The sequence below is a fragment of the Rhodopseudomonas sp. AAP120 genome (assembly GCF_001295845.1).
Taxonomy (GTDB): Bacteria; Pseudomonadota; Alphaproteobacteria; order Rhizobiales; family Xanthobacteraceae; genus Rhodopseudomonas.
In genome coordinates, this window is record NZ_LJIC01000197.1 from 1 (window position 1) to 8,514 (window position 8,514).

Sequence of the window (8,514 nt, forward strand, 5' to 3'; positions counted from 1 at the left end):
CTGTCGCACTGCTTTTTTCCCCGGATTCCATTTGATTGATTTTTAACATGTTCGGCTCACCCTAATTCGGTGGATTCAGCCTTGTTCGTTGGAATCTTAGCCCTGATCACTGGATCAAGGCGAGTGCGGAGGTCGACACGTGCCGCGCGACCAAGACAAGCACGCGATCGATGACGCCAGATGGCAGGTCGCGGTCGCCCGAGAGGCGGTCATCCAGCCACTGATCAACGCAGGACAATTGTCGCCTGTCGACGTGGCGACGGCGTGCCGTATCCTCGGATTGCGCCGGAGCCGGCTTTACGCGCTGATCGAACAATACCGCAACACGCCGGTGACGAGTTCGCTCGCTGCGGCGCGGCCTGGCCCAAAGAAAGGAGCCCGGCGCCTCGCCGTCGAGGTCGAGGCGGCCATCGAGGAGGCGATCCGCGACAAGTATCTCACCCGGCAAAAGGCGTCCGTCAGCACGCTTCATGACCACATCCGGCATCTTTGTCGTGAACGCGGGCTGGACATTCCGTCCTGGAAAGCCGTTCGAGCCCGTGTCGAGCAGATCGATCGCTTCAAGCTTGTTCGCCAGCGTGAAGGCAACAAGGCCGCCAGAGATCGGCTCAGACCGGTTCCGGAGGAATACCGTGCCGATCACGCGCTGCAGATCGTCCAGATCGATCACACGCGCGTCGATCTCTTCGTGGTGGACACGATCTACCGCCTGCCGATCCAGCGGCCATGGCTGACGCTCGCGATCGACGTGGCAAGCCGCATCGTGGTGGGCTTTTATCTGAGCCTCGAGGCGCCCTCGTCGGCATCGGTCGCCCTAGCCATACATCATGCGGTGATGCCGAAGGCGGAGTGGCTCCTGGCGCGCGGCATCGAGCTCGATTGGCCTGTGTCGGGCCTGCCGGACATCATCCACGTTGACAATGCGCGCGAGTTCCGCGCCCGGGCGCTGGCCCGTGGAGCTGCCGAGTACGGCATCTCGCTGGTCCACCGGCCGGTGGCAACTCCGCACTATGGCGGCCACATCGAGCGGCTGATCGGCACCATGATGGGAGCGGTCCATATGCTCCCCGGTACCACGTTCAGTTCAACTGCAGAGCGCGGCGACTACGATCCCGAGCGTCACGCCGTCATGACGATCGAGGAGCTCGAACGCTGGCTGACGCTCGAAATCGTTGGCCGCTACCACAACGAGGTCCACAGCAGCCTGCATATGCCTCCGAATGCCGCCTGGCGGGAGGCTCTCGATCGTCGCCGCGCGCCGTTCCGGCACCCGCATGATGATCAGCAGTTCTTCTACGACTTCCTGCCGTTCGAGGAGCGCAGCATCCGTCGGGATGGCGTGCACATCTTCGGCCTGCGCTACTGGGATGACGTTCTGAGCCCCTGGGCAGGCCGGCTCGACCGACAGCTGCGGGTCAAATACGATCCCCGCGACCTGTCCTGCGTGTTCGTCGAGGGCCCCGACGGCGCCCATTGGCCGATCCGGTATGCCGATCTGCGTCGCCCCCGCATCACGCTCGGCGAGCATCGGCTGGCCCAGGCGGCCTTGCGGCAGCGCGGTGTGCGGCTCACCGACGAGCAACTGATCTTCGACACGGTCGAGGCCCAGCGCGAGCTTCTGGAGACCTCTGCATCGATCACGAAATCCGCACGCCGTCAGGTCGCGCGGCGGACGAGATCGCTCAGCGCCGCAGATCAGGGCGCCGCGGCGGAGGGCGTCACGCCTGGCCCGAAGGAAGAGCCGGAGACGCTGTCCGTTCTTGCGGTCGAGGAATGGTCATGACCGACTACGCCCATCTTCTGCCGGCATACCGCCACCAGGCCACTCTGACGGATGCGGAGCGGATCGCCTGGATCCGAGCGGATCGGTGGCTCGACCTCGATCAGGCACGGGCCGCGCTCGGACGTCTCGAGGACCTTCTGGTATATCCGCCACGCGACCGCATGCCGTGCCTGCTGATCTATGGCGACACCGGCATGGGCAAGACCAAGATCATCCGCAAGTTCCTGCGCGACCATCCCGCCAGTTTCGACCAGGGCACGGGCGTGACCTCCATGCCGGTCGTCGCTATGCAGATGCCGGCCGAGCCGATCGAACGGGACATCTACAGCGAGCTGCTCACGGCGCTCGGGGCGCCCGGGCCTGCAGACGGGGCGACCCACCGGCAGAAGGAGGTCTGCCGCCGGCTGCTGCGCAGCATGGGCGCCCGCATGCTGATCATCGATGAGATCCACGCCATGCTCGCCGGAAGCTTCCGGCAACAGCGGATTTTTCTGAACGCCATCCGGTTTCTGGCTAACGATCTCAGGATTCCTCTGGTTTGCGCGGGGACGGACCTCGCGCGCCAGGCGCTGTTGACCGATCCGCAGCTGGCAGAGCGATTCGAGGCCCTCCACCTGCGGCACTGGAAGAATGACGCCCGCCTCGCGCAGTTGTTGGCGAGCCTGGCGACGATACTGCCGCTGCGCCGGCCCTCGAACCTGGCGGCGCCGGCGATCCGTTCGCGCGTGCTCGATCTCACCGATGGCGTCACGGTGCGGATCTTCCGCCTGATCGAGACGGTTGCGGTCGAGGCGATCCGCTCCGGCGCCGAATGCATCACCATGGACAGCTTCCAGACCGAGGAATTGGTGCTGCCGCTCGTCGCGATGACGCGCAAGGTCGAGGCGCGCCTTCAGCCGCGGGCCGGCAGATGACCATACGGCGCGAGCTCCCGCTTGCGCCCCGCCCGGAAGGCGATGAGCTGCTGTCGTCTTGGCAAGGTCGCGTCGCATGCCGCTATAACTTCATCCCCGACGACCTTTCCAGGTGGCTTGGCGTCCTCCGGGACGACCGCTGTGCCGGATTCACCGAGCGGGACTTCGCACCCTCGGCCGCGATGGTGCAGGCGTGGGCGGCGTCGTGCCGTCTTCCGGAAGAGCGCGTGCGGGCCCTCGCGCTCTCCTCGCGGCCACGGTCGCGCAGCTGGTATGTCTGGGGGGAGGGGAGAGTGGCCGGCGCTTTCCGGCGGCCGGTCTGCTTGGCCTGTCTTGATGATGATGCCGCCGCTTGCCGTGACCATCATATCCGCCGGACTTGGGCCCTGGTCGAGACTGTGGTCTGCGAGCGCCATCATCGCGTTCTCGACGAAGCCTGTCCTCACTGTCTCGACAGCTCCGGTTCTCGCTTCGTTGTTCATGAGGCGGCAGCTCGGCTGGCCTGTGTCCGATGCGGTAGCATCGCCCGAACGATGCCCCAGGAGCGGCGCGGCGGTTCCGCGGACCTATTTGCCGCCGTATCGACGCTGGTGGCGGCAGCGATCAACGATCAGTCTGCGGTTCGGGATCGGATGCTCCATGTCGCCCGGCTGCTATGGAATCCGCCGCGCCCGCGCACCGGCCGTCGCACACCGTTCGTGGCAGATGTTGTGCCGGATCTTCGTCTGACACCGACGGCACAGGCGCGGGTCGATCCCGCCGAGCCGCTGGCAACGGCGCCGATCGGCTGGCGCATGGTGACGCTGCTGGGCGTCGCAGCGTTGCTGGACCTTGGCAGCTCCTCGATGAGGCTGGGTCACCTGTCCTTCTCTCTCGACCAGATGGTGGCTTGGACCGAGGAGCCGCCCCGGCAGGTCAAAGAGCGGTCCGTGCCGATGGCGGTTTCTTCGCGCGCGAAGACCCTCGGCCGATCGGATTCGGACTATCTGACGCTCGCCCAATCTATCCTGGCCAGTGCGGAATGGCGTGCCGTACAGGGGCAGGATTCGCGCACGCAGCGTCGGACGCTCAACTCCCTTATTGAGCAGGTGTTGGCCGAACGTGCACTATTACCAAGAGGGTCGGGATACCGGCAACCTTGCCTTGCAAAAGATGCGCTCTGCATGGTCCCCTAATCGAAAGGGCCGACTCATGCCGAGAAAAGGCGACGGCTGGCAACATTCAAAGTGCTGAGGCCTGCGACAATGGCTGCAAGACGTTCGCGCAATTCCGTCGGTATTCCCGACGCCCTGGTTGCTTCGATGCAGCAGCAGCGGGTGATCATGTTTTTGGGGGCTGGCGCGTCTATGGAGGCAGGAGCTCCCTCCGGCGACTCTCTCCGGGCATCCTTAGCAAAGCAGTTCTTCGGCACCGAGATGGGCGGCTACGACCTGATGTCCGTTGCGGAAATGGCTTTGCAAGCACATGGGAACGGCGTCGTCTTCGAATATCTGCGTACCCTTTTGGCGAGCTACGAGCCATCGGACGCCCACAAGCTCCTACCAACGTTTCGCTGGCGGACGATCGCTACCACCAACTACGACCTGCTCGTTGAGCGGGGTTATGCGGCGACGCCTAATCGTGTGCAGAACCTTGTCACATTCGTTCGGGATACCGAGCCGGTCGAGGAGCGGATGCAGGCCGCGACTCGCGGTGTGGAATTTCTGAAGCTTCACGGATGCCTCGATCAGCTACACGATCCGGCGCTGCCGCCAATTCTCTCCCACGAGCATTATGACCGCTACGCCAATGGACGCACCCGCCTCTTCGGTCGTCTGGAAGACCGTGCTCGAGAGAGCCCAATCGTTTTCTGTGGTTACAGGATGGCGGATGGACACATTCGCAAGCTCGTTCATCGCTTCGTCGGACTAGGTACTCGACCTCGATACTATCTCGTCGTTCCAAACCTCCCGGAGCCCGAGATCACCTACTGGTCGAGCATGAACGTCACCGTCATCAACGCCCGCTTCGGTGAATTCATGGAAGCGCTTGATAGAGCGGTTGACCCACTGTTTCGCTCGCTTGCGGTAACGGCCGATGTGAAGGAGCTGCCGATCCGCAAGCTCTATCGGATCAATTCCTTTGAGACACCGCAGCTTAAGGCTGCACTGGAGCGGGACTTCACCTTTCTGCACCAGGATCTGCCGCACCCGCCCCAGGATGCCAGGAAGTTCTACGAAGGCTTTGACACTGGCTGGGGCGCGATCGTGCAGCGGCTCGATGTCGAGCGACGTCTGACTGGCGATCTCGTGCTTAAGGCCGTTACGGACGAAAAGCCCGATTCCACGGACCTGCGCTTTTTTCTGCTACGCGGGCCGGGTGGAGCTGGAAAGACCATCGCCCTTAAGCGTGCGGCATGGGATGCGGCCACCATTTGTGGCGCGCTGGCGCTTTGGTTCGAGCCGGGCGGGGCGCTTATAGGCGAGCGTCTGGTCGAGTTGCACGAACTAACTGGACGCCGGATTTTCCTTTTCGTCGATCGTGTCGCCCTCCATGCTGATCGTGTTGCCGCCGTCCTCCGACTCGCGAAATCTCGCAAGATGCCGCTGACCGTGATCGCTGCCGAGCGCGATACCGACTGGAATGTCTATGCTGACCCCCTGAAGCCCTTTGCACCGATTGAGCTGCGCGTCGCAAACTTGTCCATGGGGGAGATCGAGCGCCTCCTGGATCTTCTCACCCGCCATCAGTCTCTTGGGCTCTTGGCCACGATGACGAGAGCCGAGCAGGTTGAGGCCTTCCAACAGCGAGCCGAGCGCCAACTGCTTGTGGCCCTGCATGAGGCGACCCAAGGCAAGCGGTTCGAGGAGATCGTTTTAGAGGAATATCAGCGCATCGTTCCAGGGCAGGCGCAGCGCCTCTACTTAGACATTGCAACCATGAATCAGTTCGCCGTGCCAGTCCGTGCTGGAACGATCTCGCGCATCTCCGGTATCCGATTCGAAGACTACCAGCGTGATTTCTTCGACCCTTTGCAGAATGTCGTGATGACGTTGCGTGACCCTTACACCGGCGATTTCCAGTATCGCGCGCGCCACTCGCGCGTTGCGCAGTTCGTGTTCAGGGGAGCTTGCCCAACGGACGAGGAGAAGGTCGCTCAACTCACCCGCATCATTAACGGTCTGGATCCTGGCTATTCAACCGACAGCCAAGTGCTCCAAGACATCGTACGCGGGCGCAAGCTGAGCGAGGACCTGTCGAGCGTCGAGGCTGGCCGGGCGCTTTATCGGGCTGCGGTCACCGCTGTCCCGGAGAATGCGCATATTCTTCAGCACTGGGCGATCTTTGAAATGCACCACAAGCATGGATCGCTTATAGAAGCTGAAGATCTTGCCCGCCGTGCTCGTGAGCTTTCCCCGAGATCGGGCTCCATCATTCACACACAGGCTGAGGTCGCCCGACACCGCGCCAATGCAGAGCGCTCGATCGTGCTCAAGGAGCAGTTTCGGCGGCAGGCGCGCGAGCGTCTCGACGAGATGAGTTCCTCGAAAGACCCACTGGCAGTAACCAGTCGCTGTAAGCTTATCATCGACGAAATCGAGACGTTAGGTGACGGTCTCGCTGAGGACAGCAAAGAGCACGATGTTGCTTACTTTGCCACCCAAGTGAAATCTGCCGAGGATCTACTAGCACGGGCACATCAGCTCGCTCCCGACAGCTCCGACGTTGAGCAAGTCGAGGCACGACTCCATGAGGTGCTCGAACGACCGGAGAAGGCTCTTAGGGCATTAGAACGTGCCTTTGCGCTCGGCGCCAGGGGTTCCGGTGTGGCCATTAGACTCGCGAATGCCTATGTCGCACGAGGGAAGAAGGATAAGGCAGAAAGTATCTACACGACAGCTTTGGAGCGGCTCCCGGACGATAAGCAACTGCACCTCGAAATGGCCAAATTTCTTCTCGCCGGCGGGGGCGATCGCAATCTAATCGGGGGGCATCTGGCCCGCAGCTACAGCAAGGGTGATCACAATTTCGACTCCCGGCACCTCCATGCACAGTTTCTGTTCCTGATAGGATCGGCCGCCGAGGCTGCGGAGATTTTTGCCGAGGTGGATAAACGGGCGCCAGCCGATTGGAGGTCGGCAATTCCCCGGCGGGACTCTCCCATTTCGAAACTCCTCGGCCGATATAGCGGTATCGTGAGAAAGCAGGAGTTGAATTATCTCTTCGTGAGATCATCAGCCTACCCGAAGGACATCTATGGTCGGCAGGACCAGGCGTCTCCCGATGATTGGCTCAATCTCACGGTCGGGTCAGAGATGAACTTCCTGATTCAGTTCACCAGATCGGGTCCTATTGCCACCGACATGAAACCGGGCCGCGTTGCCATGAGCGCCGGCGCCTAACGATTTTCGTTTCCTCGTTGCTGCGTAGCGGACCCCGCACAATCTCAGGCATCATCGCGCGGCTGTGGCACCACGAGCCCCAGCCGGAGCGCTTGGTCCAACAGGGACTTGACCGAGGAGGCCGCCCATTGCCGCCCGCCACGCGGCGTCCGCTCGCGCATCCGCTCAAGCTGGGCGGCGATGTCGCGCAAGCTGAGATCCGGGTCGGCGATGGCGATGCCGGCGACGAGCGTCATCAGCCGATCCTCGGGCGGGCGCCGCGGTGAGCGCCGAAGCAGCTCCGCCTCCGCCATCCTCTCCTGCACGAGTCGATGCACGGCGCGCCGCAGCTTTTCGATGGTCCAGCTCTGGCCGCGATTGTTTAGTACCCGCACCACGTCGTCCCAGCTGTGCTGCGGACGCAGGCGCCGCACGATCGGCAGCCAGACCGAGGCCGAGGCGATCAGATCGCCCACATAGACACGCTGACGTGCCGCCGAGGCGGCGCGGATGGCTTCCGGCCGACGCTCGCGCAGGCCGGGATTGCCGGCGATCTTGCCCCGCGCCTTGGCCGCTCGCATGCCGGCCTTGGTGCGTTCGGCGATCAGAGCACGCTCAAGCTGGGCGACGGCCCCGAGCACCTGCAGCGAGAACATGCCCTGCGGCGTCGAGGTGTCGATCGGGTCGCGCAGCGAGCGGAAGTGGGCCTGACGTTCCTCCAGCTCCTCGATCACCACGAGTAGGTGGCTGACCGAGCGGGCGAGGCGGTCGAGCCGCACCACCACCAGGACGTCGCCGGCGCGGATCTCGCGCATCAGCTTGGCCAGCACCGGCCGGGCCCGCGAGGCCCCGGAGCCGTGCTCCTGGTGGATGATCTGGCAGCCGGCCGCGCGCAGCTCGTCGACCTGGGCATCGGTCGCCTGCTCGTCGGTCGAGACCCGGGCATAGCCGATCAGGCGGCGAGCCGGCCGGGGAGGGGAGAAGGCGGGGCGGGCCATGGTGCTTCCAGGGGCGATTATAGGGCCTTTGTACAATCAATACAGATTTGAGCAAACGAACCTTTGCAGACGCGTTTTATCGACCTCGCCAGAAGGCCGTGGAGGCCGATCGGGCACCGTAGATGGGCCTCGGCACCAAAAGGAGCCAAAACGGCCGCCTATGGGGCTCTGTGAGGAGAACAGGCGATTTCAGGGGTTTTAGAGGCTGGCACGACGCCTGCCGGGCGTCGTGAGGCTGATTTTCCGGCCGTGGTGGCCTTTACTGCTTCGGTAACGCGGGCGGTCCATCGATCCAGGCGGAGCGGTCCGCTCAATCAGGGCGAGGAATCCACCGATCCGGGAAGAGGGGAGGCGAAAAACGACGGGTTTCCGGGCGATTCCAGCCATCTCAGCCGAGTGACAGGCTCATTTCGCTATATATCGCCGAAAACGTCCGATAATGCAAGATTATCGGACGT

The 8,514-nt window shown here is 63.1% G+C and carries 5 protein-coding genes; 4 read left to right on the forward strand and 1 reads right to left on the reverse strand.

Going from position 1 to position 8,514, the window contains the following annotated elements; translation table 11 throughout:
- Window positions 1-139 precede the first annotated feature (139 nt).
- The 4 genes from IP86_RS25830 to IP86_RS25845 all read left to right on the forward strand — a co-directional run bounded on the left by IP86_RS25830 (window position 140) and on the right by IP86_RS25845 (window position 7,079).
- Complete coding sequence (locus IP86_RS25830) at window positions 140-1,783, forward strand: TnsB C-terminal domain-containing protein (RefSeq protein WP_054165309.1); 1,644 nt, start codon at window positions 140-142, stop codon at window positions 1,781-1,783.
- Window positions 1,780-2,697, forward strand: a complete 918-nt coding sequence (locus IP86_RS25835) for a TniB family NTP-binding protein (protein WP_197279987.1) — start codon at window positions 1,780-1,782, stop codon at window positions 2,695-2,697. Before IP86_RS25830 ends, IP86_RS25835 begins: the two co-directional genes overlap by 4 nt.
- Window positions 2,694-3,872: a TniQ family protein gene (locus IP86_RS25840; protein ID WP_054165311.1), complete on the forward strand. Its 1,179-nt coding sequence runs from the start codon at window positions 2,694-2,696 to the stop codon at window positions 3,870-3,872. The genes IP86_RS25835 and IP86_RS25840 overlap by 4 nt, the downstream gene beginning before the upstream one ends.
- Window positions 3,873-3,941: 69 nt before the next feature.
- The gene (locus tag IP86_RS25845; protein ID WP_082364262.1) at window positions 3,942-7,079 is read left to right on the forward strand and encodes a P-loop NTPase; all 3,138 of its coding nucleotides are present in this window, start codon (window positions 3,942-3,944) and stop codon (window positions 7,077-7,079) included.
- A gap of 44 nt (window positions 7,080-7,123) precedes the next feature.
- Here the strand turns inward: IP86_RS25845 and IP86_RS25850 are convergent, their stop codons facing one another.
- Entirely contained in the window at window positions 7,124-8,056 is a 933-nt protein-coding gene (locus tag IP86_RS25850; protein WP_054165313.1) for a recombinase family protein, read from the reverse strand.
- Window positions 8,057-8,514 lie beyond the last annotated feature (458 nt).